Source organism: Amycolatopsis sp. FU40 (assembly GCF_021903635.1).
GTDB classification, from domain to species: Bacteria; Actinomycetota; Actinomycetes; order Mycobacteriales; family Pseudonocardiaceae; genus Amycolatopsis; species Amycolatopsis dendrobii.
In genome coordinates this window covers 6796274-6820593 of the sequence record NZ_CP091381.1, presented here as the reverse complement: position 1 = coordinate 6820593, position 24320 = coordinate 6796274, and the positions used below count along the sequence as shown (strand labels likewise).

Genomic DNA, 24320 nt, shown 5'->3' with positions numbered 1-24320 from the left:
CATGCCAGACCTGAACCGATTCCGCGCCCGAGGCGGCGGGCAGCCGCACCTCGAAGTCGATCTTTTCACTCGAAAGGGTGTAACAGTCCGGGGCGCGGTCCAGACCACTCAGGTGGCGGATTACCTGCCGGGAGCGTGCGCGTAGTGGCCACGAGCACGGCAGGTTCGGAATCAACGGGCCCCTCGGGCCCGGACGGTGGTGCGGCGGTGCCGAACGAAGACACCGCGGGGGCAGGGGAGGCCTCCGCTCAGGAGAACGCGGGGACCGCGCAGCAGCGGTCCTGGCTCGCGCTCGGCAACTGGCGATTGCGGTCCAAGCTCGCGCTCATTCTCCTCATCCCCACGATCACCGCGCTGGTGCTCGGCGTCCTGCGCGTGGTCGACGACGTGCGGTCGGCGGTCGACCTCAACCACACCGCCAACCAGGTCGCCTTCGCCGAGAAGGTCACCGCGGTAGTGCACGACCTGCAGCGCGAGCGCGCGCTGGCGGTGGTCCGGATCTCCTCGGCGGACCCGCTGCGCCAGACCGGCCTCGACGCGCAGATGGCGAAGGTCGACCGCGACGTCGACGACCTGCGCAACGCCGCGGTCAACCTCGACAACGAGGACCAGGCGGCCAGCGACCGCTACGCGCACGGCCTCCAGCGCCTCGACGCGCTGCGCCCGCTGCGCGCGGCGATGACCACCTCGGCCTACTCCGACCGCGCGGTCCTCGACACCTACTCCTCGGTGCTCGACTCGCTGATCCAGCTCGGCCGCGAGGTCTCCACCGCGACGACCGACCGCGACCTGCTCCGCCTCGGCACGAGCACGCAGTCGATCAGCGAGGCGAAGGAGTTCATCCTCCGCGGCGACTCCGCGCTGCAGATCGCCGCGTTCCGCGACGGCTTCCCCGGCAACCTGATCGACGAGACCCGGGCCGCCGAGGCCAGCGGCGACGCGTCGATCACCGCGTTCCTCGCCAACGCCACCGACGACCAGGTCCAGCTCTACAACGACACCTACTCCGGCCCCGAGGTCGACGAGCGTCGGCGGTTGCAGACACAGGCGTTCTCCTTCGCCCAGCAGAGCCAGCCGCTCAACCTCGACGGCACCAAGCTCGGCCAGGACTCCACCGTCGCCGCCGACAAACTGCGCGCGGTCGAGGTCAACCTGCTGACCCAGCTGCGCGCGCAGGCCGACGAACTGGCCAGCAACGCGGTGCGCTCGGCGTGGGTCGGCGGGGTCATCGTCCTCGCCGCGCTGGTCGCCGCGCTGATGCTGATGCTCGTCATCGCCCGGCTGATGCTGCGCCCGCTGCGGGTGCTGCGGAAGACCGCGCTGGACGTCGCCTACACCCGGCTGCCGGAAACCGTGCAGGCCATCCTGGACGACCCGGACCCGGTCAACGCCTCGAAGAAGGCGGTCGACCCGGTCCCGGTCCTCACCCGCGACGAGATCGGCGAAGTGGCGCGCTCGTTCGACGTGGTGCACGAGCAGGCGGTCAAGATGGCCGCCGAACAGGCACTGCTGCGCGAGAACGTCAACGGCATCTTCGTGAACCTCTCCCGGCGGTCGCAGCGGCTGGTGGAACGCCAGCTCGGCGTCATCGACCGGCTCGAGGCCGACGAGCAGGACCCGGACCATCTCGCGAGCCTGTTCGAACTCGACCACCTGGCGACCCGGTTGCGCCGGAACGGCGAATCGCTGCTGGTGCTTTCGGGCGCGGGCCTCGCGAAGTCGGTGCCCAAGCCGGTGCCGGCGGCCGACGTGATCGGCGCGGCGGTGTCGGAGATCGAGCAGTACGCCCGCATCGAGATCGGCATCGTGCCCGAGGTCGCGGTGCAGGGCCTCGCGATCCACGACCTCGTGCACGTGCTCGCGGAACTGCTCGACAACGCGACCTACTTCTCCGAACCGGAGACCAAGATCACCGTCCGCGCGGTCATCACGCGCAAGAAGGCGCTGGCGATCCAGGTCACCGACCACGGCGTCGGGATGAGCGAGGAACGCCTCGCCGAAGTCAACGAGCGTCTCGCCGACCCGCCGGACCTTGACGTGTCGGTGACCCGGCGAATGGGTCTGTACGTGGTCGCGCGGCTCGCCCAGCGGCACGGCATCGAGGTGCGGCTGCGCGAGAACGAGGACATCGAGGGCGGCGTGATCGCCCGCGTCGTGGTCCCGGTCGAGCTGCTCACCCAGGTCCGGACCGTGTCCCCGACGATGCGGAACACCCCGCCGCCGCCGAACCGCAACGAGGTCTCGCATCCGAGCCTTCCGCCGCTGAACCGCGAACCGGAGCCGTCGAACCCGCTTCCGCTCGCGCCGCCGCCCGCGGCCGCCGAGCTGACCGAGGCGATGGGTTCGGCGCACTCCGGCGGAGCGTCCGAGAACGGCGGCCTCGTCCCGCTCGACCAGCCGATCAGCCTCGACGACCTCGTCGCGGGCAACCGCGCGGCCGGTCCGTTCCTCAGCCCGGCGACGCCCGCCTCGGAAGCTCCGGCGTGGCCGACCGCGGAGGACCTCGCGCCGCTCACGCGCGAGTCGTACGGCGAGGGCGCGAGCCTGGCCCAGACCGAATTCCCGCCGCTGGTGCTGCCGAAGCGGGAGCCGAAGTACGTCGCGCCGGAAGCGCCCAAGGAGCAGCCGCCCGCCGAGCCGGACGGTTCCGCCGCGCTCGAGGACGACGTGCCCACCCGGCGGCTGCCGATCTACCAGTCGGTGCTGTCGCGCTGGTTCAGCGAGGGCGAGGACGGCGAACCCGGAGCCGGAACGCCGCAGGCGGCCGCGCCGGAACCGGAGCCGGAAGCCGCCGAGGCTCCCGCCGCCGCGCCGGAGGAACGCGCCGAGACCAGGGCCGAGCCGGCGCGGCAGGCGAGCGAGCCGCTCGAGTCGACGCCGCTCTACCCCGGTTCCGACGAGCCGGAGGACGACAGCTGGCACAGCGTCTCCGACGAGGGCTGGCAGGCGGCGCAGTCGCTGCTCGAATCCAAGAACGAGGAGATCACGTCCGCCGGGCTGCCCAAGCGCGTGCCCAACGCGTACCTGGTCCCCGGCTCGATCGGCAACGCGCCGGAACCGGCGCAGCAGCAGAACTCGTTCACCGACGCGACCACCGGAATGCCCGGAACGGGTGCGATCACCCGCTCGGCGACGGCTGCCCGCAGCCGGATGGCAAGCTTCCAGCGTGGGTACAAGTCCGGCAGGCACGCGCTGAAGGAGCGGCCGCCGGAAGCCCGGCTCGACGACGACGGGGTTCGCGTCACCGGGGCCGGGTATGTGAGCGACAGCAGTGAGGAGCGAGAGTGACACGGGCGGGAGTGCAGCCGGGAGGCGGCTCGGTGCAGCCGAACGGCAGGCAGGCCGGCGGCAGCGCGGCGAGCAGCTTCGCGTGGCTGATCACGGACTTCGTCCACCGGGTGCCCGGTGCGGCGCACGCGGTGGTCGTCTCGGCCGACGGTCTGCTGCTCGCGTCTTCGCGCGGGCTGCCGAAGGACCGGGCGGACCAGTTGGCAGCCGTCGCCTCGGGGCTGACCAGCCTCGCGCGCGGGGCGGCGAAGGTGTTCGAGGGCGGCCCGGTCGCGCAGACCGTGGTCGAGATGGCGAACGGATTTCTCTTCCTGATGTCGGTGTCCGACGGCTCGTGCCTCGCGGTGCTGGGTTCGCCGGAAAGCGACATCGGCTTGGTGGTGTACGAGATGACTCTGCTGGTCGAACGGGTCGGCCAGCAGCTGACACCGGAGATGCGGGCACAACTGCAGGGCGCTGCGGTCCGTCGCTAGGCGGACCTAGGACTACAGGAGTAAACCGTGGACGACGGGCGCTTGCGCGGCGACGGCCGGCTCGGTGACGAGCACACCGGGGGCTGGGGCGATCGGGACCAGAGCCGGGAGGACTGGAAGTCCTTCCGGGATCGGGTCGACCGCGAATGGCGTTCGAGGGACGTCCAAGCCGCTGATTCCGAGCCGGTGCGCGAACCGCCGAACTGGCTGACCGATTCCAACGCCGGGCAGCAGCCGGGCATCACCGCGGTGCCCGGGTACCGCGAGCGGCTGCTCGGCGGACCCGGTTCGGAGCTGTTCGGCGGGGCGAGCGGACCGCTGTACGACTCGGCCGAGTTCGCCGCGTTCAGCGCCGAACGCGACGGGTCGCCGGGGCCATCGAGCTTCCCGTCGAACGGACTGGCCGCCGCGCTGCCGATGCAGGCGGCCGGCGAATACGTGGACGAGCCCGCCGAGGTGGAGACCTCCGGGCTGGTCCGGCCTTACTTCCGCACCCGAGGGCGCACGAAGCCGACCTACGACCTCGCGATCGAGGCGCTGGTGTCGACGAGCGAGCAGGGCAGGGTGCTTGACCGCGTCCGCGTGCCGGAGCACCGGTCGATCTGCGACCTCTGCCTCGACACCCGGTCGGTCGCCGAGGTGGCCGCGCTCCTGCGGCTGCCGCTCGGCGTGGTGCGGGTGCTGATTGGTGACGTGGCGGGCCTCGGCCTGGTGCTCGTGCACACGAGCAGCAGCACGAATTCGGGCGACCGCCCCAGTATCGAGTTCATGGAAAGGGTGCTCAGTGGGCTTCGGAGAATTTGACTCCGACGCGAACACACCGCATACGGGTCCGACCTCGTCGGCCAAGATCGTGGTCGCGGGTGGGTTCGGTTCGGGCAAGACGACTCTGGTCGGGGCGATCTCCGAGATCGACCCGCTGACCACCGAGGCCATGATGACCGAGGCCAGCGTGGGCCACGACGACGTGTCGGCCACGCCGAACAAGTCGACCACCACGGTGGCCATGGACTTCGGCCGGATCTCGCTCGACTCCGACCTGGTGCTGTACGTGTTCGGCACGCCGGGCCAGCACCGGTTCTGGTTCATGTGGGACGACCTCGCCGTCGGCGCGATCGGCGCGGTCGTGCTGGTGGACACGCGCAGGCTGGCGGACGCGTTCCCGTCGATCGACTTCTTCGAGAACCGGAAGCTGCCTTACGTCGTGGCGATCAACTGCTTCGACCGGCTGCTGCACCACCAGATCGAGGACGTGCGGCACGCGCTCACCATCTCGCCGTCGGTGCCGATCATGGCGTGCGACGCGCGGGAGCGGGATTCGGCGAAGCAGGTGCTGATCTCCGTCGTGCAGCACGCGATCGCGCACGACACGGCTTTGCGGGCGGGCTAGTCCCGTCCGCGGTCCCCGCCGCCGTCTGCGAAGGAGGCGTCCGCCGACTCCCAGATTCCCGTTACACCCCGGCTCGGGTGCGGCCGTTGGAGTGAACTCCACGGGCTTCACCCGCTTCGGGGAGTGGTGCCTCCGAGCGGGGCGGGCCGAGTAGTCCCGTCCCCTCGCGGCCGAGGCCGGCCGCCCCTGATCGGGGCGTCGGACCGGCGGTGACCTGCACGGACATCCCGCTGCGCACGGTGGCCGCCGCCACCACCGAGTGACCCGCGAATGCGTGGTTGTGCATGCGTTCGCGCGACGTTACATCCGGCAGACACGTACCGTGCCCGGGCACACGCTCGACACGACCGGGTGCGTGAATACGCTGGAACGACGACTTCACCGCGGCCGGGCGAGGATGGCCCGAGGGCGGCGAACGGGCGTCCGGCAGCGTTCGAGGAGCTTGGAGGGGCAGTGACCGATTCCGACCGGCCAGCGGACCAGGGCACGTTCAGCTGGCTGATCTCGGATTTCGTGCGCCGGGTCCCGGGTGCGGCGCACGCGGTGCTGGTGTCGGCGGACGGACTGATGCTCGCGCCTTCGGAGGGATTGCCGCAGGAACGCGCCGAGCAGCTCTCGGCGGTGGCGTCCGGGCTGATCAGCCTGACCCAGGGCGCGGCGCGATGCTTCGAGGCGGGCGGCGTGAACCAGACCGTGGTCGAGATGGAACGCGGATACCTGTTCCTGATGTCGGTCTCGGACGGGTCCTGTTTGGCCGTGCTCGCCGCGCCGACGTGTGACATCGGGACAGTCGCGTACGAAATGACCCTGCTGGTCGAGCGGGTCGGCGAGCAGATCACGCCGGAGCTGCGCGCGCAGCTGCAGGGCGGCGGGGTACTGGGGTAGCCGATGAAGATCTCGGGTTTCGGAGACCAGGACACGGGTGCCTGGGACGCCCTCCACAAAGGCACGGAACGGGAGTCGTTCGACTCGCCGAGCCGGTACGAGCTGAGTTCGCTGAGCCTGCGGTTGCCGCACCGGCAGCCTCGGGCCACGCCGCCTCCTCCGCCCCCGTCTTCGCGGCACGCGCAGCCGCCCGCCCGGCGTCCCGAGCCCGCGCCTCGCCCGGCTCCCGCGCCTGAGCCGCGTCCGGTGCGGCAGGCGGTCGCCCCGCGTCCGGTGGCCCCGCCGCCCGCTCCCGCTCCGGTGCCGGAGGAGAGCTGGGACGACGACGGCTACGAATGGGTCGAGGACGGCGAATCCGGGTACTGGGAAGAGCCGCGGCACAGCGACCGGTGGGAAGAGCCTCAGCAGCCGCGCTGGGAAGAACCCCGGCCCAGCCGTCCCGCGGCGCACGACCCGTACTCGTTCGACGAGTACGCCGGTTCGCCCGGCCCGGACGACCGCGTGGTCCCGGAAGGCTCGGCGTACCAGCGGCAGCACGTCGACCAAGCCACCCGCAGCAGGCACGCACTGGCCGAAGAGCCCCCGGCGGACGACCGGTACGCGTACTCCGACCCCGGCCCGGCCTCCGGAGTGTCCGAATTGGACCGGTTCTGGTCCGGCGACGAACCCGCGCAGCCGGAACCGCCCGCCCAGCCGACGAAATCGCGCGTGCGGCCGTACGCGCGGACCCGCGGGCGCACGCACTCGGACCACAATCTGGCGCTGGAGGCCCTGGTCTCCACCAGCGACGAGGGCCGCCGCTATCGCGGGGTGCGCTCGATCGAGCACCGCCGGATCTGCGATCTGTGCCTGGACACCCGCTCGGTCGCGGAGATCGCCGCGCACCTGCACCTGCCGCTCGGCGTGGTGAAGGTCCTGGTGGGGGACATGGCGGACATCGGGCTGGTCATGCTGCACCAGACCGATCTGGTGCTGGGCGACCGTTCGTCGCGGGAGTTCATGGAGCGGGTGCTGCAGGGGCTTCGCAACCTCTGACCACGCTCACTCAGGGTTCCCCTCACGAACGTTCGTGCTGGCCGAACCGCGCTGCTGAAAGACCCGACCGCTGGCGAGCTCAGTCCTCGACCAGTGCGGCGGAAGTGATGCGGTGCAACGGATACCGCTCGTGGTTCGCGCCTTCCAACACTCCGCCGCCGACCCGCAGCGGGCGCACCACGCGCTGGCTCGCCGTGCCGCGCGAGTCGACGAAGCCGATCCACACCTCGCGTTGTTCGAGCGTCGCGCGGGACAGCAGGTCGAGCGTCGCCGTCGTGTCCGCACCGCCGCCGCCTGGCGCGCGCACTGTCGAACCGCGGCGGCGGGCCGAAGCTTGGTCTCCCGCGCGGAGATTCGACACGATCCGCGCCGCCTGTTCGTCGGTCAGCACCGCCTGCTCGCCCGGCCGGGCGCGAGCCGCGCGGGCGCGGGCGGGGAGCCGGCGGCCGGTGGGGCGCAGGTCGACTACCCGGCCGTCCGGACCTTCCGCCGCGGGAGCGAAACCCGCGCCGCGCAAGGCTTCCAGTACTTCGGCCAGCGGCGCGGAGCTGATCAGCACCGTCGGCGCGATCAGTCGCAGGTCGTACTCCGCGGCCACCGGATTCGCGAGGACCTCGGCGAGCAGCGCCTCGTCGTCGCAGCGCAGGAACGAGCCCGCGGTACCGCCGCGGAGGCGTCCGTGGCGGCGGGCCACGTCGTCGATCAGGTACGTGAGGCCTTGCGGCACCGGGGTCGCCGACTTGTCGCGGAACATCGCGTGCAGTTCATCGGCGGTCCGTCCGGTGTCCAGCGCGCGCCGCACCGAAGGCTCGGTGACGCGGTAAACCGTTGCGTGGCCAGCGGATTCGACGTCCGCGACCGCAGCCATGTCCGCTGCCAGTTCCGGCTCGAGCGGGCCCGGCGCGACCACCGTCAGGTCGGCTTGCACCAGCACGTGGTCGACCGGTGCGGGCAGCGCGTCGTGCATTGCCTCGACAGCGCCGGGGCGGTCGTCCTCCAGCAGCAGCCGGGTGGCGGTGGTGAGGGCGCCGAGACCGACAAGGCCCAGCGCGGTCGCTTCGGCCATCGTCCAGCGGACGGTTTCGTCTCGCAGCCGGCCACCTCGCCGGGGCGCGCGCCAAGCCAGCACGGCCACTAGCTCGTCGACACTTTTGACGCCTGCGCCCGGATTCAGCTCAGCCAGCGCGGAAAGCACGCGGTGCCGCGAAACCGGCGCGAGCGGCCGTCGCAATTCCTCGGACAACGGCGCGATCGGCTTGTCCTTCGCGTCGCGGCCACCGGCGAGCCCGGGCAGCCGCGGAAGTTCCAGCCACGCCTGCGCGAGCGTCATCCACCGCTGCACCGAAGGCGACGCAAGCCAGCTGTCGGTAAGCATGGTGGGCACGTATTCCGGGGCGGTGTTTTCGCTGTCCGCAACGAGTCCCGCGCCGACGACCAGTTCGGCGAGCAGTGTCGCGCGGGTCTCGTCGATTTCGAGATCCTTCGCGACCTTCTTCAGCTCTCGGACCCCGAGCCCGCCCGCCTTGAGCACCGGCGGCGGCGAATCCGACCACATCCGCAGCAGAGATTCCGTCTGCCGCAGCAACTCCATCGCCTCGCCGGCCGCGGTTTCGTCCACCGTGTCCGTCCGATGTGGATGGACGGGCAGCTCCGGCTCGACCAGCGTGTCCGGTTCGAACGCGTGCCCGCCGCGCAGCAGCAGGCCGAGTTCGCGAGGCAGTTCGACAGTCTGGTCGTCGCGGCGCAGCAGCAGACCGCGCGCGAGGAGCTTCTGCACCGGCGTGGCCGCGTCGGACAGCCCGACGTCGAAGCTCGCGTCGCGGGTCCGGCCGATCGGCGGCCCGGCGGCCAGCGCGGTGAGCACGGCCCGCTCGTCCTCGCCGACCTCCGCGAGCCGCGCGTCGATGTCGGTGGCGGCCAACGCGGGCGACGGTGCGCCGAGCCCGGCGGGGAACGGCCCGAGCGCGTCGCGGGCCGCGGGCGGCACGCGCAGCTCGTCGTCGGCACCCCAGACGAGCGCCCGGGCGCGCAGCCGCGCGAGCGGTTCGCTCACGTCGCGGCCGACCAGCGCCGTCACCGCGGACACCGGCGTCGGTTCGGTGTCGGCACCGGCGATCAGCAGCGCGTCGATCACCGCGAGGGTGAACGTGTCGAGGTCTTCGCAGGCTCGGGCGACCGACCCCGGGGTGCCCGCGCGGGTGGCGAGCACGGTGGTGTCGGACGGAGGAGGGGTGGACAGATCGCGACGCGTGCGCAGCAGTTCGGCGAGTGCGTCGTCGGACTCCGCACGCAGCCAGTCCGCCAGAGAGGTCGCGGGCATAGACACCCAGGATACCGGGCGGGTGCGCGCGCCCGAGCGGTGTTCGGGCAGACTGTGTGCGAGTTTGCCGGACGAGGGCCTCGGAGGAAGCAGTGGCGAAGGGCGACAAGCAGAGCAAGGGCATCGACCCGACGTGGCCGGGCGAACCGGGCGAGCACCCGGTCACCGAGCTGTCCTCGGACCGGCAGGGAGCGCTTTCGCCGTTCGGCGACCTGGCCTTCCCGCTCGAGCAGGTGCCTTACGTGCACCCGGAGACCGAGATCAACCGCTGACCTGCGTGCCCTCGTGAGTGGCGATGCCGGTTCTCGTCGGCGTAAACACTCACGAGGCTGAAGTTACTGGTCAGTCACCCGGTTGGGGTGTGGTGGCGCGGGTCACCGGACTAGATTCGAGCCGTCCGAACCCACACCACCTGCGGGGAGTACGTGTCATGCCGGTTCCCGGTCCCGGGTATTCGATCACCGTCCGGGTCGAGGCCCCGGCCTCGTCCACGGCCGCGGGTGATCTCACCACCGCGGTCGGCCGCGTCGGCGGCGTGCTGACGGCGTTCGACGTCGTCGAATCGCACGCGGACACGATCGTGATCGACATCAGCGCCAACGCGCTGTCGGAAAACCACGCGCAGGACATCACCGCGGCGCTCGATTCGCTGCCGGGCGTGCGCGTGCGCAAGGTCTCGGACCGGACGTTCCTGATCCACCTCGGCGGCAAGATCGAGGTCAGCCCCAAGGTCGCGCTCCGCAACCGGGACGATCTCTCCCGCGCCTACACCCCGGGCGTCGCCCGCGTGTGCCAGGCGATCGCCGCGAACCCCGAGGACGCGCGCCGGCTGACCATCAAGCGCAACACCGTCGCGGTGCTCACCGACGGTTCCGCCGTGCTCGGCCTCGGCAACATCGGCCCGGCCGCCGCGCTGCCGGTGATGGAGGGCAAGGCGGCGCTGTTCAAGAAGTTCGCCGACGTCGACGCGTGGCCGGTCTGCCTGGACACCCAGGACACCGAAGAGATCATCATGATCGCGAAGGCGCTCGCGCCGGTGTACGCGGGCATCAACCTCGAGGACATCGCCGCCCCGCGCTGTTTCGAGATCGAGAAGCGGCTGCGCGAGCAGTTGGACATCCCGGTCTTCCACGACGACCAGCACGGCACCGCGATCGTCGTGGTCGCCGCGCTGCGCAACGCGCTGCGCGTGGTCGGCAAGAACATCGAGGACTGCAAGATCGTGGTCAGCGGCGTCGGCGCGGCCGGGTCCGCGATCATCCGGCTGCTGCTGCGCAAGAACCCGGGCGACATCGTGGCCGCCGACATCGACGGCATCGTCTACCCCGACCGCGGCAACCTCGACGACAACCTGACCTGGATCGCCGAGCACACGAACAAGGACCGCAAGTCCGGCACCCTGCACGACGCGCTGGTCGGCGCGGACGTCTTCATCGGCGTCTCGGCCCCGAACCTGTTCGGCGCGGAGCAGGTCGCCACGATGAACGACGACGCCGTCGTCTTCGCGCTGGCCAATCCGGACCCGGAGATCGACCCGCTGGAGGCGCAGAAGCACGCCGCGGTCGTCGCCACCGGCCGCAGCGACTTTCCGAACCAGATCAACAACGTCCTGGCGTTCCCCGGCGTCTTCCGCGGCCTGCTCGACGCCGCCGCGCACAACATCGACGACAACATGCTGCTGGCCGCTTCCGACGCGATCGCCGACGTGGTGGACAACGGCAAGCTCAACGCGTCGTTCATCGTGCCGAGCGTGTTCGACAGCGCGGTGGCCCCCGCGGTCGCGGAAGCGGTGCGCAACGCCGTCCGCGCCGAACGCGCCAGCTGACCCAGCCTCCTTCCGTCCGTGAAGGGCTCCTTGAAGGAATCTGATTCCCGCAAGGAGCCCTTCACGGACTTTGGGCGAAGTTGCGCAGTAGCCTCGCGGGCGTGAGTGAACTCAGCCATGTCGACGAGTCCGGGGCCGCCCGGATGGTCGACGTCTCCGGCAAGACCGCGTCCGCGCGCACCGCGCTGGCCGGCGGGACCGTCCACACCACGGCGGAGGTCGTCGGCCTGCTTTCGGCCAACGGCCTTCCCAAGGGCGACGCGCTGGCGACCGCGCGGATCGCCGGGATCATGGGCGCCAAGCGGGTGCCCGAGCTGATCCCGTTGTGCCACCAGATCGCGCTGTCCGGGGTCAAGGTGGAGTTCGAACTGGCCGAGACCGCCGTGCACATCAGCGCGACGGCCAAGACCAAGGACGTCACCGGGGTCGAGATGGAGGCGCTCACCGCCGTCGCGGTCGCCGGGCTGACCCTGCACGACATGATCAAGGCCGTCGACCCGGCCGCGACGCTCGACAACGTGCGGCTGATCCGCAAGGACGGCGGCAAGACCGGGACCTGGGAGCGGCCATGACCAAGACCGCGCGCGTCATCGTCGCGTCGAATCGCGCCGCGCGAGGCGTCTACGAGGACAAGACCGGCCCGGTGCTCGTCGCCTGGCTGGCCGACCGCGGCTACGACGTCCCGCCGCCGGTCGTCGTCGAGGACGGCGACCCGGTGGGCGTTGCGCTGCGGGCCGCGGTGTCCGACGGCGTCCAGGTGGTCCTCACGACCGGCGGCACCGGCATCTCGCCGACCGACCGGACCCCGGACGTCACTCGCGCGGTGCTGGATTACGAGCTTCCTGGCGTCGCGGACGCGATCCGCGCGGCCGGACTGCCGAAGGTGCCCACCGCGGTGCTCTCGCGCGGCGTAGCGGGAGTCGCGGGCCGGACCCTCGTGGTGAACCTTCCGGGCTCCAGCGGCGGCGTGAAGGACGGTCTGCGGGTCCTGGAGGACATTCTCGACCACGCGGTGGACCAGCTGGCCGGTGGCGACCACCCGCGCGAGGCGACGCCGTCGGGTCCCGCGGTCCGGATTCTGCGCGCGGACGTGAGCGATCAGCCGCTGTCGGTCGAGGAACACGCGCAACTGGTGGAGGACGACGCGGCGGGTGCCGTGGTCACGTTCTCCGGCGTGGTCCGCGACCACGACGGCGGCAAGGGCGTGCGCGATCTGACCTACGAAGGCCATCCGACAGCCCGTGACGTGCTCGCCGAGGTGGTCAACGACCTGGCGGCGCGCTGGAAGGGCGTGCGGGCGGTGGCGGTGAGCCATCGCGTCGGCGCGTTGACGATCGGCGATGTCGCGCTCGCTTGCGCGGTCGCCGCCGAGCACCGCGGCCAGGCGTTCACTGCGTGCGCGGAGCTGGTGGACGAGGTGAAGGCGCGGCTTCCGGTGTGGAAACACCAGCACTTCACCGACGGGACCGACGAGTGGGTCAACTCGCCCTGACCCCTCGTGAGTGGCTACGCCGGTTCTAACCGGCGTAGCCACTCACGACCCTGCACACGACGAAGGGCCCCACCGCCAGGGGATTTGACGCGGTGGGGCCCTTCGGGCGTTCTGTCACAGCAGCCGCTGCGCCGGAACCAGCCTCACGAGGAGGCCAGGGTTCACTTGGTGGCGAGCTTCTGGCCGACCACGATGAAGTTCGCGTTCGACACGTACTGCTTGTTCAGGTCCTGCAGCTTCTGGTAGCCGCCCTGGATGTTGTGCTCCTTGGCGATCTTCGAGAGCGTGTCGCCAGCCTTGACGGTGTAGTCACCGTTCGGGTTGGAGTTCGCCACCAGCGCGGCAACCGGCTGGGTGACCTTCTTCGGGGCGACGCTCTTCGGGGTCGCCTTCTTGGCGGTGCTCTTCTTCGGGGTCGCCTTGTGCGCGGAGGCCGAGCTGCCGGCCTTCTTGCTGCACACCGGCCACGCGCCGGGGCCCTGGCCCTGCATGACGCGCTCGGCGACGGCGATCTGCTGCTCACGCGACGCGCCCTGCGGGCTGCCGGTGCCGCCGTAGGCCTTCCAGGTGCTCTGGGTGAACTGGAGGCCACCGTAGTAGCCGTTTCCGGTGTTGGTGCTCCAGTTGCCGCCGCTCTCGCACTGCGCGATGGCGTCCCAGTTGGTCGCCGACGCGGGGGTCGCGGCGATCGCGAGGGGGGCGCCGACCGCGATACCCGCGACTGCGACACGGGCGATGGTGCGGGTGGCGGCGGACATCTTGCGGTGCTTGCCTCGGTAAGACATCTGAAAACTTCTCGATTCCTGCGCCTACGAGCACGATGCTGCGGGTCGGGTTGGGAGCCCGTCCGTCCGTTGCCGGCCGGCTGACGCGGACGTCGCACGACGCGCCGTCTTCGTCCCCTCGTCTCTGTCCGGAAATGCTTTCGCTCGGGGTATGGGTCCGGGGATCCGTTGGACAGAGCTGGGCGCTACGGATTCCCGGTGTTGCGTGGTCGGTCGGGGCCAACCGAAAAGCGACGGTACGTAATTCGCGGCGTGATCGGAAATCATTCGGGGTGTGACCTACGTCACAGTAACGGCACGCAACCTGTCTCGATCCGCCTGTTTGCGCTGGTCAGAGCGTCGTTATCTGCTCGTTTTCTTGCCGAGATATTTCACGGATCGTGAGGCTTGGGTCACGTCGATTACGCGTCAAGGGGCCATTCGCAGCAGATAAGGGCGGGCACTCTAAACCACTCGTCAACTGTCGGCCACTGCCCGCCGAGTGGTTCTTTGAGCTGCGGAAATACGCCGTGAGCGAAACGCTTCGGAGAGTAGGGATAAAGCGTGCCGACCGCTCAGCGCGCCAGTGCCGCCATTCGCCGTGGTCCGGACCAATCGGCCGGAAACAGCCGCTCCGGCCGTTCACGCGGCGCTCAGCCGCGTGAACGGGGCCTTTCCGGTCGCTCATCCCCCGGCGAACGGCGGGAGGACGTCCAGGTGGGACCCGTCACCGAGCGCGCGGCCTCGATCGCGGACCGCCACCTCGTTGACCAGGAAGCTCGCCGCGTCGAGAACACGGGAAAGTTGCCCGGGGTGCAGCTCGCGGAGCGCCTGGACGGCGTCCGCCACCGTCGCGCCCGCCGCCAGTTCCACCTTCTCCTCCTCGGTGCCCGCCGCGGCCCGCGCCGAGGCGAAGTACCGGACGACGACCGTCACCGGGGAAGCGGGCACAGTAGGAGAGGTCATGGCTCAACCGCCGATCGCGCTCATCGGCCGGATCGGCTGCGCGAAGCCGGCCTCGTTGATCTCGTGGCCCGCGAGCTTGCGCCACATCGTGTCGCGCCACGCGTCCGCCACCTCCTCATCGCGCGCGCCCGCGCGCACGAGGGAACGCAGGTCCGTCTCGTCGTTCGAGAAGAGGCAGGAGCGGACGGCTCCGTCGGCGGTCAGCCGGGTGCGCTCGCAGGCGGAGCAGAACGGCCTGGTCACCGACGCGATCACACCCACGTCGCCCGGTCCGCCGTCGACCAGCCAGCGTTCGGCGGGCGCACCGCCGCGCGGAGCCGGGAACGGCGACAGGGTGAAGGCCTCGCCGAGCATCGCGAGGATCTCCTCGGCGGTGATCATGTCGCGGCGGTTCCAGCCGTGCTGCGCGTCCAGTGGCATCTGCTCGATGAACCGCAGGTGGTAGCCCTCTTCGAGGCAGAACCGCAGCAGCGGCACCGCCTCGTGCTCGTTGTATCCGCGCATCAGCACCGAATTGATCTTCACTGGCGACAGCCCGGCGTCGCGGGCGGCGGCGAGACCGGCCAGCACGTGCGGCAGCCGGTCGCGGCGGGTCAGCTCGGCGAAGCGCTCGCGGTCGATGGTGTCCAGCGACACGTTGATCCGGTCGAGCCCGGCCGCGACGAGGCCGGGGGCGCGTTTGGCCAGCCCGATCCCGTTGGTGGTCATGGACACCCGGGGGCGCGGTTCGAGCGCGGTGATCCGCTCGACGATCTGCTCCAGCCCCGGGCGCAGCAGGGGTTCGCCGCCGGTCAGCCGGATGTCGGTGACGCCGAGCAGCTCCACTGCGATCCGCATGAGCCGGACCAGTTCGTCGTCGGAGAGCACCTGCTCGCTCGGCATCCAGTCGAGGCCCTCGGCCGGCATGCAGTACGTGCAGCGCAGATTGCACCGGTCGGTGAGGGAGACGCGCAGGTCGGTCGCGACGCGGCCGAAGGAATCGACGAGACCGGGGTGCTCGGGCCGGGGCGTGCCGGACGGGCCTCGGTTGCCGGGGACGCGAGGAAACCCGAGATGTACTGCTGTCATTACGCTCAGGATAGCTTGCGAGGCCGGAAAAGGCAGTCTTGCGAAAAGCTGGGAAACCACCCTCGGTTCCGATGTGGAGGCACTCGGTGAGCACTGCGGAGCCCAATGGTGAGCTGACTCACTTCGCGGAGTTGGCGGCTCAGCTGCGCACGCACCTCGTCCTCCGGCACGCGCGCGACGCCGCCCGCGAAGGGCTCTCGGCGACCGAGCTGCAAGCTCTCGAACTCGCCGGGCAGGCCGCGGATTCCCTTACCCCAGGCCGAATCGGGCAGCTCACCGGCTTGTCGACGGGTGCGGTGACCGGCGTGCTCGACCGGCTGGAGAAGTCCGGTCTGGTGCTCCGCGAACGCGACCGGACCGATCGCCGGAAGGTGCTGGTGACGATCACCGGGGCGGGCCGGGAACGCCTCGACGCGATCTCCGCGCGGGTCGCGCGGCGTCTTGCCGAGGTGCTCGCGGAGTTCACTTCCGCAGAACGGAAAGTCCTCGGGTGTTATCAGTTCGCAATGCTCGAAGCGTTACGCGAAAATGCGCATCCCGCATAGCTTTTCCGCATCTGCGGGGATAATGTTCCGGCCATGCCGCAATTTCGGTTGTCCGAGGCCGCTCGGCTGCTCGGCGTAAGCGACGACACCGTCCGCCGGTGGGTTCGCGCGGGTCAGTTGACCGCGACGGACGACGCCGCGGGCCGCAAGGTCGTCGACGGCGCACAGCTCGCCGGGTTCGCCAGGGCACAAGCGTCCGAACCGGACGATCCGTCGGCGGTCGGCCGCTCCGCCCGCAACCGCTTCGTCGGGCTCGTCACCGAGGTCGTCGCCGACAAGGTGATGGCACAGGTCGAATTGCAGTGCGGGGCGCACCGAGTGGTGTCACTGATGAGCACCGAGGCGGTCCGCGAACTCGGGCTGCGCCCGGGCGTGCTCGCGGTCGCCGTGGTCAAGGCGACCACCGTCGTGGTGGAAACCCCGGAAGGATCCAGATGAAGAAGCTCGCCCTCGTCGGTGCCGCGGCGCTCGCGCTGTTCGCCAGTGCCTGCAGCTCCGGCGACCAGCCCAGCTCCAACCCGGGTGCGGGTTCCGCGTCCGCTCCCGCCCCGGGCGGTGCGAGCGGCACGCTGACCGTGTTCGCCGCGGCCTCGCTCACCGAGTCCTTCAACGCGCTGGGCAAGCAGTTCGAGGCCGCGCACCCGGGCGTCAAGGTCACCTTCGACTACGAGGGTTCTTCCTCGCTGGTGCAGAAGCTGGACAACGGGGCCAAGGCCGACGTGTTCGCCTCAGCCGACCAGAAGAACATGGACAAGGCGGTGCAGGACGGCGTGATCGACGGGCAGCCGACCGTCTTCGCCACCAACAAGCTCGCGATCGCCGTGGCCAAGGGGAATCCGAAGGGCATCAAGACCTTCGCCGACCTGACCAAGCCGGGCCTGAACGTGGTCGTGTGCGCGCAGCAGGTGCCGTGCGGTTCGGCCACGCAGAAGGTCGAGCAGACCACCAAGACCACGCTCAAGCCGGTGAGCGAGGAGACGAACGTCAAGCAGGTGCTGGCCAAGGTCCAGTCGGGCGACGCCGACGCCGGGCTGGTGTACGTCACCGACGCGACGTCGGCGGCGGGCAAAGTGGACAAGGTCGACTTCCCGGAGTCCTCGGGCGCGGTGAACCAGTACCCGATCGCGGTCGTGAAGAACGCTCCGCAGCCGGCGCTGGCGAAGCAGTTCACCGACTTCGTCCTCGGGGCGCAGGGCAAGGCCGAACTGGCCAAGATCGGCTTCGGCCCTGGCAAGTAAGGCGGGCGCGGCGGCCGAGACCCGGCCGCCGCACGCCCGGGTTCCGCTGATCCTCTGGCTCCCCGCCGTCGCCGCGCTCGCGCTCGTCGTGCTGCCGGTGGTCGGCCTGCTCGTGCGGTCCGATCTGACCCGGCTGCCGTCGCTGCTGGTCACGTCGTCGTCGCTGAACGCGCTCCGGCTGTCGCTGGTGACCGCCGCACTGTCCACAGTGGCCTGTGTGGTGCTCGGCGTTCCGCTGGCGATCGTGCTGGCCCGCTCCCGGGTGCCGGGCGTGCGGATGCTCCGGTCGATCGTGCTGCTTCCGCTCGTGCTGCCGCCGGTGGTCGGCGGCCTCGCCCTGCTGTACCTGCTGGGCCGCAAGGGTTTCCTCGGCATCCTGATCAACTGGCTGACCGGCGAGCAGGTGCCGTTCACGACGGCCGCGGTGGTCATCGCGCAGACGTTCGTGGCGATGCCGTTCCTCGTCGTCAGCCTGGAGGGCGCGCTGCGCGGCTCCGGCGACCGCTACGAGCAGGTCGCTTCGACGCTCGGCGCGCGCCCGTGGACGGTGTTCCGCCGGGTGACGCTGCCGTTGCTGCTGCCCGCGCTGGGCTCCGGCGTCGTGCTGAGCTTCGCTCGTGCGCTGGGGGAGTTCGGTGCGACCATCACGTTCGCGGGCAGCTTGGAAGGCGTGACCCGGACGCTGCCGCTCGAGGTCTACACGCAGGCCGAAGTGGACATCGACAGCGCGGTCGCGCTCGCGCTGCTGCTCATCGTGGTCGCGATCCTGGTCATCGCGGTCGCGCGGCCGCGGTCGTGGGAAGGCGGGCTGCGGTGACCCTGTCGGCGAAGCTGGCGCTGACCCGCGGCGAGTTCTCGCTCGACGTCGAGTTCACCGTTCCCGGCGGCACCGTGCTCGCGCTGCTCGGGCCCAACGGCTCCGGGAAGTCCACTGTGCTCGGCAGCCTCGCCGGCCTGCTGCCGGTGACCTCGGCCGACGTCACGCTCGCCGACCGGCGGCTGGCCGGGACGGGCGTCGACCTGCCGCCGCACGAACGGCGGATCGGCCTGCTGTCCCAGGACGCGCTGCTGTTCCCGCATCTGTCCGCGATGGACAACGTCGCGTTCTCACCGCGCTCGACCGGTACCGGCCGGACGGAGGCGCGGACGATCGCCTCGCGGTGGCTGGCCGAAGTGGACGCGGCGGAGTTCGCGAACCGGCGGCCGAGCCAGCTGTCCGGCGGCCAGCAGCAGCGGGTGGCGATCGCGCGAGCGCTGGCCTCCGCACCGGATCTGCTGTTGCTGGACGAACCGTTCGCCGCGCTCGACGTTGACTCGGCCCCGGCGATCCGCGGTTTGCTGCGCCGGGTGCTGCGCGACGGCCCGACGACCGTGCTGGTCACACACGACCCACTGGACGCGCTTGCGCTCGCCGACCACGTCGCGGTGATGAACGGCGGCCGGATCGTCGAACGCGGACCGACCCGGGAAGTACTGGCCGCGCCGCGGACGCCGTTCACCGCGCGGATCGCCGGGCTGAACCTGGTGTCCGGGGTGGCGGTGAACGACGGATTGCGCACGCCGTCCGGCGAAGTGGTGACGGGTTTGCTGACGCCGGACACCGTGGTGGGCGAGGCGGCGGTCGCGGTGTTCGCGCCGAACGCGGTCGCCGTTTATCCGCACGACGGCGAGCACCGCGGCAGCCCGCGCAACACGACCGAAGCCGTCGTCGCGGCGCTCGAACCGCACGGGCCGGTGATCCGCGTCCGGACCGAGGGCAGCGGCTGGGCACACGGCCTGACCGCCGACCTGACCCCGGCGGCGGTCGCGGAACTCGCGCTGGAGCCCGGTTCGGCGGTGGCGCTGTCGGTGAAGGCCGCGACCGTGGCGGTGCACCCGGCAGCGGCCTCCTGATCCCTCGCCATCTCGTCGCGACGATGCGCAGGCTGGGCCGCGTGGCTCCCACCGATGTCGATGAGGGAAAGCCTGACGGGCGAGCGGGGGCAGCTTCGCGCTCAGCCGCCACTGCGTCCGCGCTGAGAGAACCCCAACGTGGCATTGGGTGCGTGGGACGCACCGAACGTGGCATTGGGTGCGTGGGACGCACCGAACGTGGCATTGGGTGCGTGGGACGCACCGAACGTGGCATTGGGTGCGTGGGACGCACCGAACGTGGCATTGGGTGCGTGGGACGCACCGAACGCCGCATTGGGTGCGTCAGATGCACCCAATGCGGCATTGGGACGCTCGCTGCCCGGGCTGGCTGTTCCGGGTCAGCCGCCGTGGTGGTGGCCGCCGCCGGGGTGCACGTGGAACTTCGCCACCTCGGGCGGGTGCACGACGAACGGCCGCATCATCCCCTCGTCCTCGTGGTCGAGGATGTGGCAGTGGTACATGAACTCGCCGGTGCCGCCGCTGAACTGGCCCGCGACGCTCACCCACTGCCCGGGATCCACGATGATCGTGTCCTTCCATCCCTCCTCGTACTTCTCCAGCGGGATGTCGGCGAATCCTTCGATCGGCTTGGCCGTGCGCTCGGCGGCCGGGTCGAACGTCGTGGTGAAGCTGCGGCGGAAGAGCGCCTGGAATTCGGTCAGGTGGATGTGGAACGGATGCGCGGGCCCGCCGTTCGCGACGTGCACGATGTTCCACACGGCCCAGTTGCCGTGGTTGATGAAGATGCCGGTGGTGTCGTCGAAGATCCGGCCCACCATCCGGAACGTCTTCAGCCCGCCCGCCGGGTCGTTGATCTGGATGATCCCCTTGCCGCCCGGATCGGCGTCGACCTGCTCCAGGTCCCACATCTCCGGATGGCCGTCGGCGTTGAGCAGCAGCGCGACCCAGACGTGGTCGTGGTCCTCCGGCAGCGTCGAACCGTGCTTGATCCGGACGTACGACGACGAGAGCTTTTCGGGCAGCTCGAACGAATCGTGCCGGGCGCGGCTGTCCACCCGGAACTCCATGACGTCCGGTTCGACCCCGCCGAGGCGCGGATCGGCGTTGCGCAGCTTGAGTTTCTGCCCCTTGAACCGGCTGAAGTCGATCAGTACGTCGAACCGTTCGGCGGGCGCGACGGTCAGGCCGCCGGACGGCAGCGGCGCGGGAGCGGGCAGCAGCCCGCCGTCGGTGCCGATCAGGCGGACGGCGTCGTTCTGCGGCACGTTGTTCTCGTCGACCAGGTTGAGCGTGAAGAACCGTTCGTTGGCCGCGTTGAGCAGCCGGAAGCGGTACCAGCGCGCGCTGACGTCGAGGTGCGGCCAGATCACCCCGTTGACCAGCGTGAACGGACCGGAGAACGGGATCATCGGCCCGTTCGGCACGTACGGGAACTTGTACAGCAGCTGTCCGGTGAGTTGCCCGGTCGCCGGGTCGGTGTCGAGGTTGCGGTCGGTCAGGATCAGCGGGAGTTCGCGATCGCCGCTGGGCAGGTCGAGCTCGTCCTCCTCGTCGTCGCGGATCAGGTACAGGCCGGCCAGGCCGGTGTGGACGTTGAACCGGGTGATCGCCATGGCGTGGTCGTGGTACCAGAGCGGCATCGCCTGCTGCCGGTTCTGGTATTCGGCGAGCTGCGAAGTGCCGGGAAGACCGGCGTTGTGCGCCCATCCGTCGTTGCCCGCGTTGGTGCGCGCGCCGTGCAGGTGCACCACGGTCCAGGCGGGCAGGTCCGCGACGCCGTCGACGATCGAGTAGCCGGGCCGGTCGAGCTCGCGGCCGGGGCGGGTGGTCGGCCCGTCGGCCACCGGTCCCTGCACGGCGACCAACGGGAACTTGCCTGCTATTTCGTTCGACCACGAAATCCGCAGTTGTTTGCCGCTGCGCACTTCGATTGTCGGCCCCGGGTAATGTCCGGCATAAGTCCACAATGTACTCGGCGGCAATTGCGAGTGCAGCCGTTGCTGCTTCGCCACCATCGGAATGGTGATCATGTCCTGGCCCCACCACGGCGGCCGCAGCACCGGCGGAACCGGCAGCGGGTCAAGGAACTTGGTGAGCCCCCAGTTCGGCCCGGTGATCGGACCCGCGGCGGCCGGCCGTTCGGCAATTTCGGTCATCAGGTTGTTCCCCCTTCAGGAAAAGGGGCAGGAAGAATTGCGCAACGGCGAATGCGCCGGTGCTTACGGAAAAGATTCCCCCGAACCCCCTCGGTAACTGGTAGCGCGACTCCCCTCGCGTTACCGGCGATTTCCACTGTAGCCGTTTTTGTCGTATGCCGCAGGCGTCTCGCGCGCGTGATAGGTTTTCGCGCATGAGCGAAGGCCGGTGGACGTATCTCTCCGACATGGACGGTGTGCTGGTCAGGGAGGAACACCTCGTCCCGGGGGCGGACGAGTTCCTCGCCGAACTGCGGAACAACGATATCGACTTTTTAGTGCTCACCAATAACTCGATCTACACCCCGCGCGACTTGCGGGCGCGGCTGCTGCGGACCGGTCTGGACATCCCCGAGGAGTCGATCTGGACCTCGGCGCTCGCGACCGCGAAGTTCCTCGCCTCGCAGCGGCCGAACGGCTCGGCGTTCGTGATCGGCGAGGCCGGGCTCACCACGGCGCTGCACGAGGTCGGCTACGTGCTGACCGAAAGCGACCCGGACTACGTCGTGCTCGGCGAGACCCGCACGTACAGCTTCAGCGCGATCACCCGCGCGATCCGGCTGATCGAGGGCGGCGCGAAGTTCATCGCGACCAACCCGGACGCGACCGGCCCGAGCGTCGAGGGTTCGATGCCCGCCACCGGGTCCGTCGCGGCGCTGATCGAGCGGGCCACCGGCCGCTCGCCGTACTACGTCGGCAAGCCGAACCCGCTGATGATGCGGTCCGCGCTGCGCCGGCTGGGCGCGCATTCGGAGTCGACGCTCATGATCGGCGACCGGATGGACACCGACGTGCACTCCGGGATCGAGGCCGGGCTGCAGACCATCCTGGTGCTCACCGGCATCTCGAACGAGGAGTCGGTGGAGAATTATCCGTACCGGCCGACGAAGGTGATCGGCTCGGTCGCCGACCTGATCGGGCGAACGCTCGACCCGTTCGGCGAAGGCTGACCGCCCACCGCCCGGGAACAGGGCATATCGTCGAACAATGAGCGTCTATGTGGTGGGCGACGTCCACGGGCACCGGGACGCCCTGGTTGACGCACTGCGCGCCGAGGGCCTGGTCGACAGCGACGGCAAGTGGGCCGGCGTCGACGACCGGTTGTGGTTCCTCGGCGACTTCACCGACCGCGGCCCGGACGGCGTCGGGGTGATCGACCTCGTGCGCGAACTGCAGGAGCAGGCGGCGGAGTCGGGCGGCTCGGTGCAGATGCTGCTCGGCAACCACGAGATCCTGCTGCTGGGGATGTACCACTTCGGCGACCGCCCGGTGCCGTCCGACTTCGGGCCGCGCAGTTTCGCGCGCAGCTGGGAGATCAACGGCGGGCTGCTGTCGGACCAGGACCGGCTCACCCCCGAGCACATCGAGTGGCTCACCGAACGCCCGCTCGTCGCGGTCGACGAGGACCACCTGCTGCTGCACTCGGACACCCTCGAGTACCTCGACTGGGGCGAGGACCTCGACTCGATCAACGCCACCGCGCACGACATTCTTTCCGGCAGCAACATCGAGGCCTGGTGGGACGTGTGGCGGCGGATGACCACCCGGTACGCCTTCCGCGGCCCGGACGGCGAGGAGAACGCCGAGCGGCTGCTCAAGACGCTCGGCGGCTCGCGGATCGTGCACGGGCACAGCGTGATAGCCGACCAGTTGGGCATCCACCCGACGCAGATCGAGGGCCCGTACCTCTACGCCGGCGGGAAAGCGCTGGGCATCGACGGCGGCCTGTTCGTCGGCGGTCCGTGCCTCGTGGTGAAGCTGCCCTTCGAGCCGGAGGACTAGCCGGCGGGGGCGTACCGCAGCTCGAGAATCCCGGACGGGAAGGCAGTGCTTGTGACCAGGCGCAGCCGCCGGGCTTCGGCGAGCTCCGGGAACAGCGCCGCGCCCTTGCCGGTGACGGCGGGGAGCACCCAGAGCCGGTACTCGTCGACCACGCCGAGCTTGATCAGCGAGTGCAGGAATTCGGTACCGCCCGCGGCGACGAGATCCTTGCCGGGCTCAGCCTTGAGCTTGGCGATCTCCTCCGCGAGGTCCCCGCTGGCTATGCGGGTCTCGGGCCAGTCCGCAGTGGTCAGGGTTCTGGAGAAGACGACCTTGGGAATCGCGTTCATCGCCTTGGCCGAGGGGTGGTCTGAGGTGGGCCAGAAGCCTGCCATGGCCTCGTAAGTGTTGCGGCCCATGAGGAAGGCCCCGGCCTCCCAGAGCTGGTCGACGAAGTATTTCTCCTGCTCGGGGTCGTCGATGGACATCATGACGTCCCGGATGCCGTTGTCGGCGTCGGCGCTCTTGCCGTCCAGCGAGACGTAGAAACCGAGGATCAGCTTGCGTGTGGTTGCCATGCGACACAGCTTGCTGCCGATGGTTTGAGTTGTCAAGACAAAATTATTTTTCGGTGGGCGTTAGGGGGAGACAGCTGGTCGGAGGCCGGAAGACGGCGGATCCTGGAGGTCGTGCCCGTCTGGCAGATCGCGACATCGAGCGCGGCTGGATCGCTGATCGCGTTGATCGGCGTATTCGCCGGAGTCGTGGCGACGACGCGGACACAGCGACGGCACTGGGCGCGCGACAAGCTCGCCGAGGCGTGCCGGGACATCGTCCAAGAAGCGACGCGCGTCCAGCGCGCATTCCTCCGGAGGCGGGAGGACGGAGCCGCGCAGATCGATTGGGTGGCCTGGAACCAGGCGTTGTCCAGCCTCTGGCTCTTCGGCGACGACCGGCTCGCGCGTGCCGCCGCGCGGATGGACGAGACGTTCTTCCTCGTCAACCACGCCATCCGGAAAGGCGAGATCGCGGATCTCGCCTCGTGGCGCAACGCCCGGGACGCCATGGAGTCCGACCGGCTCGCCTTCATCAACTACGCGCGAAGAGGAGTCTTGAACGCGAAGCTGACGATTCGCACGCCGCTGAACTCCCGGCCGGACGTCGACCCGCGCGACCCCGGCGACCAGACGAGCCAGTGAT

24 protein-coding genes are annotated in these 24320 nt (G+C 70.1%); 18 read left to right on the top strand and 6 right to left on the bottom strand.

All coding sequences use genetic code 11. From position 1 onward, the window contains the following. The first annotated feature begins 207 nt into the window (after positions 1–207). From L3Q65_RS31990 to L3Q65_RS31965, 6 genes are all read left to right on the top strand, one after another. Positions 208–3288 carry a nitrate- and nitrite sensing domain-containing protein gene (locus L3Q65_RS31990; RefSeq protein ID WP_237597404.1) on the top strand — a complete coding sequence of 1027 codons (3081 nt, stop codon included), beginning with the start codon at positions 208–210 and terminating at the stop codon, positions 3286–3288. Beyond that, entirely contained in the window at positions 3285–3761 is a 477-nt protein-coding gene (locus L3Q65_RS31985) for a roadblock/LC7 domain-containing protein (protein ID WP_369871052.1), read from the top strand. Before L3Q65_RS31990 ends, L3Q65_RS31985 begins: the two co-directional genes overlap by 4 nt. A gap of 27 nt (positions 3762–3788) precedes the next feature. Beyond that, the gene (locus tag L3Q65_RS31980; RefSeq protein WP_037807839.1) at positions 3789–4565 is read left to right on the top strand and encodes a DUF742 domain-containing protein; all 777 of its coding nucleotides are present in this window, start codon (positions 3789–3791) and stop codon (positions 4563–4565) included. Further along, positions 4546–5151, top strand: coding sequence for an ATP/GTP-binding protein (locus L3Q65_RS31975; protein WP_182896712.1), 606 nt, complete (start codon positions 4546–4548; stop codon positions 5149–5151). Before L3Q65_RS31980 ends, L3Q65_RS31975 begins: the two co-directional genes overlap by 20 nt. A 453-nt stretch (positions 5152–5604) precedes the next feature. Beyond that, entirely contained in the window at positions 5605–6036 is a 432-nt protein-coding gene (locus tag L3Q65_RS31970; RefSeq protein WP_009083953.1) for a roadblock/LC7 domain-containing protein, read from the top strand. A 3-nt stretch (positions 6037–6039) separates the two neighbouring features. Beyond that, the gene (locus L3Q65_RS31965) at positions 6040–7071 is read left to right on the top strand and encodes a DUF742 domain-containing protein (RefSeq protein ID WP_182896713.1); all 1032 of its coding nucleotides are present in this window, start codon (positions 6040–6042) and stop codon (positions 7069–7071) included. A 79-nt stretch (positions 7072–7150) separates the two neighbouring features. Here the strand turns inward: L3Q65_RS31965 and L3Q65_RS31960 are convergent, their stop codons facing one another. Continuing rightward, positions 7151–9391: a helicase-associated domain-containing protein gene (locus tag L3Q65_RS31960; protein WP_237597403.1), complete on the bottom strand. Its 2241-nt coding sequence runs from the start codon at positions 9389–9391 to the stop codon at positions 7151–7153. Between the two features lie 92 nt (positions 9392–9483). Between L3Q65_RS31960 and L3Q65_RS31955 the strand changes: the two genes are divergently transcribed. From L3Q65_RS31955 to L3Q65_RS31940, 4 genes are all read left to right on the top strand, one after another. Next, on the top strand, positions 9484–9663 hold the full coding sequence (locus L3Q65_RS31955; RefSeq protein ID WP_037807827.1) for a hypothetical protein: 180 nt from the start codon (positions 9484–9486) through the stop codon (positions 9661–9663). Between the two features lie 158 nt (positions 9664–9821). After that, on the top strand, positions 9822–11216 hold the full coding sequence (locus L3Q65_RS31950; RefSeq protein WP_182896715.1) for an NAD-dependent malic enzyme: 1395 nt from the start codon (positions 9822–9824) through the stop codon (positions 11214–11216). A 101-nt stretch (positions 11217–11317) separates the two neighbouring features. Continuing rightward, positions 11318–11788 (top strand): cyclic pyranopterin monophosphate synthase MoaC, encoded by a 471-nt coding sequence (moaC, locus tag L3Q65_RS31945; protein ID WP_037807821.1) that lies wholly within the window; start codon positions 11318–11320, stop codon positions 11786–11788. After that, positions 11785–12708, top strand: a complete 924-nt coding sequence (locus tag L3Q65_RS31940; protein WP_237597402.1) for a molybdenum cofactor biosynthesis protein MoaE — start codon at positions 11785–11787, stop codon at positions 12706–12708. Before moaC ends, L3Q65_RS31940 begins: the two co-directional genes overlap by 4 nt. 161 nt (positions 12709–12869) lie before the next feature. On the opposite strand, the gene L3Q65_RS31935 is transcribed toward L3Q65_RS31940, so the two are convergent. The 3 genes from L3Q65_RS31935 to moaA all read right to left on the bottom strand — a co-directional run bounded on the left by L3Q65_RS31935 (position 12870) and on the right by moaA (position 15506). Then, a complete protein-coding gene (locus tag L3Q65_RS31935) occupies positions 12870–13493 on the bottom strand; it encodes a transglycosylase family protein (RefSeq protein ID WP_037807815.1) in 624 nt (207 codons plus the stop codon). 663 nt (positions 13494–14156) lie between these two features. Beyond that, positions 14157–14438 carry a MoaD/ThiS family protein gene (locus tag L3Q65_RS31930; RefSeq protein WP_182896717.1) on the bottom strand — a complete coding sequence of 94 codons (282 nt, stop codon included), beginning with the start codon at positions 14436–14438 and terminating at the stop codon, positions 14157–14159. Between the two features lie 3 nt (positions 14439–14441). Continuing rightward, positions 14442–15506 (bottom strand): GTP 3',8-cyclase MoaA, encoded by a 1065-nt coding sequence (moaA, locus tag L3Q65_RS31925; RefSeq protein ID WP_182896718.1) that lies wholly within the window; start codon positions 15504–15506, stop codon positions 14442–14444. 86 nt (positions 15507–15592) lie between these two features. Here moaA and L3Q65_RS31920 point away from each other — a divergent pair, with 86 nt between their 5' ends. The 5 genes from L3Q65_RS31920 to L3Q65_RS31900 are packed head-to-tail and all read left to right on the top strand — an operon-like array spanning position 15593 to position 19182. Then, positions 15593–16051 carry a MarR family transcriptional regulator gene (locus L3Q65_RS31920; RefSeq protein ID WP_237597401.1) on the top strand — a complete coding sequence of 153 codons (459 nt, stop codon included), beginning with the start codon at positions 15593–15595 and terminating at the stop codon, positions 16049–16051. A gap of 33 nt (positions 16052–16084) precedes the next feature. After that, on the top strand, positions 16085–16489 hold the full coding sequence (locus L3Q65_RS31915) for a molybdopterin-binding protein (RefSeq protein ID WP_009083933.1): 405 nt from the start codon (positions 16085–16087) through the stop codon (positions 16487–16489). Next, positions 16486–17289, top strand: coding sequence for a molybdate ABC transporter substrate-binding protein (gene modA, locus L3Q65_RS31910; RefSeq protein WP_237597400.1), 804 nt, complete (start codon positions 16486–16488; stop codon positions 17287–17289). The genes L3Q65_RS31915 and modA overlap by 4 nt, the downstream gene beginning before the upstream one ends. A gap of 49 nt (positions 17290–17338) precedes the next feature. Continuing rightward, entirely contained in the window at positions 17339–18106 is a 768-nt protein-coding gene (locus L3Q65_RS31905) for an ABC transporter permease (protein ID WP_237600967.1), read from the top strand. Beyond that, positions 18103–19182, top strand: a complete 1080-nt coding sequence (locus tag L3Q65_RS31900) for a sulfate/molybdate ABC transporter ATP-binding protein (protein ID WP_237597399.1) — start codon at positions 18103–18105, stop codon at positions 19180–19182. The genes L3Q65_RS31905 and L3Q65_RS31900 overlap by 4 nt, the downstream gene beginning before the upstream one ends. Positions 19183–19541: 359 nt before the next feature. Here L3Q65_RS31900 and L3Q65_RS31895 read toward each other — a convergent pair whose 3' ends face one another. Further along, positions 19542–21320, bottom strand: a complete 1779-nt coding sequence (locus tag L3Q65_RS31895) for a multicopper oxidase domain-containing protein (protein ID WP_237597398.1) — start codon at positions 21318–21320, stop codon at positions 19542–19544. A 194-nt stretch (positions 21321–21514) separates the two neighbouring features. Between L3Q65_RS31895 and L3Q65_RS31890 the strand changes: the two genes are divergently transcribed. Continuing rightward, positions 21515–22309 (top strand): HAD-IIA family hydrolase, encoded by a 795-nt coding sequence (locus L3Q65_RS31890; protein WP_037361533.1) that lies wholly within the window; start codon positions 21515–21517, stop codon positions 22307–22309. Between the two features lie 37 nt (positions 22310–22346). Further along, a complete protein-coding gene (locus tag L3Q65_RS31885; protein WP_182896722.1) occupies positions 22347–23141 on the top strand; it encodes a metallophosphoesterase family protein in 795 nt (264 codons plus the stop codon). Here L3Q65_RS31885 and L3Q65_RS31880 read toward each other — a convergent pair. Beyond that, complete coding sequence (locus L3Q65_RS31880; RefSeq protein ID WP_182896723.1) at positions 23138–23698, bottom strand: dihydrofolate reductase family protein; 561 nt, start codon at positions 23696–23698, stop codon at positions 23138–23140. The genes L3Q65_RS31885 and L3Q65_RS31880 overlap by 4 nt on opposite strands. A gap of 111 nt (positions 23699–23809) precedes the next feature. Between L3Q65_RS31880 and L3Q65_RS31875 the strand changes: the two genes are divergently transcribed. Further along, complete coding sequence (locus tag L3Q65_RS31875; protein WP_182896724.1) at positions 23810–24319, top strand: hypothetical protein; 510 nt, start codon at positions 23810–23812, stop codon at positions 24317–24319. Position 24320 lies beyond the last annotated feature (1 nt).

Coding starts and splice junctions, on each gene's coding strand:
- L3Q65_RS31965 (WP_182896713.1), top strand. CDS start 6,040: ATGAAGATCTCGGGTTTCGGAGACCAGGACACGGGTGCCTGGGACGCC.
- L3Q65_RS31960 (WP_237597403.1), bottom strand. CDS start 9,391: ATGCCCGCGACCTCTCTGGCGGACTGGCTGCGTGCGGAGTCCGACGAC.
- L3Q65_RS31950 (WP_182896715.1), top strand. CDS start 9,822: ATGCCGGTTCCCGGTCCCGGGTATTCGATCACCGTCCGGGTCGAGGCC.
- L3Q65_RS31940 (WP_237597402.1), top strand. CDS start 11,785: ATGACCAAGACCGCGCGCGTCATCGTCGCGTCGAATCGCGCCGCGCGA.
- L3Q65_RS31935 (WP_037807815.1), bottom strand. CDS start 13,493: ATGTCTTACCGAGGCAAGCACCGCAAGATGTCCGCCGCCACCCGCACC.
- L3Q65_RS31930 (WP_182896717.1), bottom strand. CDS start 14,438: ATGACCTCTCCTACTGTGCCCGCTTCCCCGGTGACGGTCGTCGTCCGG.
- moaA (WP_182896718.1), bottom strand. CDS start 15,506: ATGACAGCAGTACATCTCGGGTTTCCTCGCGTCCCCGGCAACCGAGGC.
- L3Q65_RS31915 (WP_009083933.1), top strand. CDS start 16,085: ATGCCGCAATTTCGGTTGTCCGAGGCCGCTCGGCTGCTCGGCGTAAGC.
- modA (WP_237597400.1), top strand. CDS start 16,486: ATGAAGAAGCTCGCCCTCGTCGGTGCCGCGGCGCTCGCGCTGTTCGCC.
- L3Q65_RS31895 (WP_237597398.1), bottom strand. CDS start 21,320: ATGACCGAAATTGCCGAACGGCCGGCCGCCGCGGGTCCGATCACCGGG.
- L3Q65_RS31890 (WP_037361533.1), top strand. CDS start 21,515: ATGAGCGAAGGCCGGTGGACGTATCTCTCCGACATGGACGGTGTGCTG.
- L3Q65_RS31885 (WP_182896722.1), top strand. CDS start 22,347: ATGAGCGTCTATGTGGTGGGCGACGTCCACGGGCACCGGGACGCCCTG.
- L3Q65_RS31880 (WP_182896723.1), bottom strand. CDS start 23,698: ATGGCAACCACACGCAAGCTGATCCTCGGTTTCTACGTCTCGCTGGAC.